General features: G+C 32.5%; 2 protein-coding genes. Both read left to right on the top strand.

The features are described 5' to 3' along the window. The first annotated feature begins 331 nt into the window (after positions 1-331). The gene (locus tag ACM6HU_RS27325) at positions 332-532 is read left to right on the top strand and encodes a cold-shock protein (RefSeq protein WP_002130770.1); all 201 of its coding nucleotides are present in this window, start codon (positions 332-334) and stop codon (positions 530-532) included. 99 nt (positions 533-631) lie between these two features. Next, positions 632-796: a hypothetical protein gene (locus ACM6HU_RS27320; RefSeq protein WP_176505864.1), complete on the top strand. Its 165-nt coding sequence runs from the start codon at positions 632-634 to the stop codon at positions 794-796. Positions 797-828: the final 32 nt, after the last annotated feature.

Genomic DNA, 828 nt, shown 5'->3' with positions numbered 1-828 from the left:
CGTTATCAGAAGTAAAATTTAACTCGAAAATAGCTAATTTTATCAGTTGTTGAATGTCTGAAAAAATCAAACCAATGATATTGTCGAGATCCTTTGGCAACTTCTTGTTGTGATGACTATCATAGTGACTTTTTCTCCAGCAACCACTATTAGTGGCTAATTACCATAAGGACTTATTTTTGAAATTTGCTATTTTTTAGAAAGTATGTTAATTTAAGAAAGACCTATTTTTGTTCGGTTTGAGATTAAGAATAAATTTTGTTTTTCGTCTAAGGTATTTGAGCAAGGGTAGTAACATATGTGTGGGTATCTACACTAGGAGGCAACAATTATGGAACAAGGTAAAGTAAAATGGTTTAATGCAGACAAAGGTTTTGGATTCATCGAGCGTGAAGGTGGAGAAGACGTATTCGTACATTTCTCAGCTATCCAAATCGACGGTTACAAATCTTTAGACGAAGGACAAAGTGTAACGTTTGAAGTGGAAAAAGGACAACGTGGCCCACAAGCTACTAATGTTCAAAAAGCTTAATATTAGTTCATGAAAGACCCTCTTGTAGGGTCTTTTTTTGATTTTGTTATAATATTCCGAATACAACTTTTTAAGGGGATTTGGGGTGTTTAACTTTTAATGAAAAAGAAGATCTTAGAAATCATAATTTTAGCATTATGGGCTTTTTCTTTTAGTTATCTTGCAATTATATTAGGAATACCAAAAAACGGATTATATATAGTCGTAGGATTTCCAATCTTATTTGTTGGTGGAATTTTGATTGTATATCTCATACACGTCTAGTTAACATAACGCATTATTATCGGTAGCAAGGA

The sequence above is a fragment of the Bacillus sp. IT-79MI2 genome (assembly GCF_949768135.1).
GTDB classification, from domain to species: Bacteria; Bacillota; Bacilli; order Bacillales; family Bacillaceae_G; genus Bacillus_A; species Bacillus_A pseudomycoides.
The sequence above is the reverse complement of the archived record's forward strand: the minus strand, read 5'-3'. Positions and strand labels throughout refer to the sequence as shown.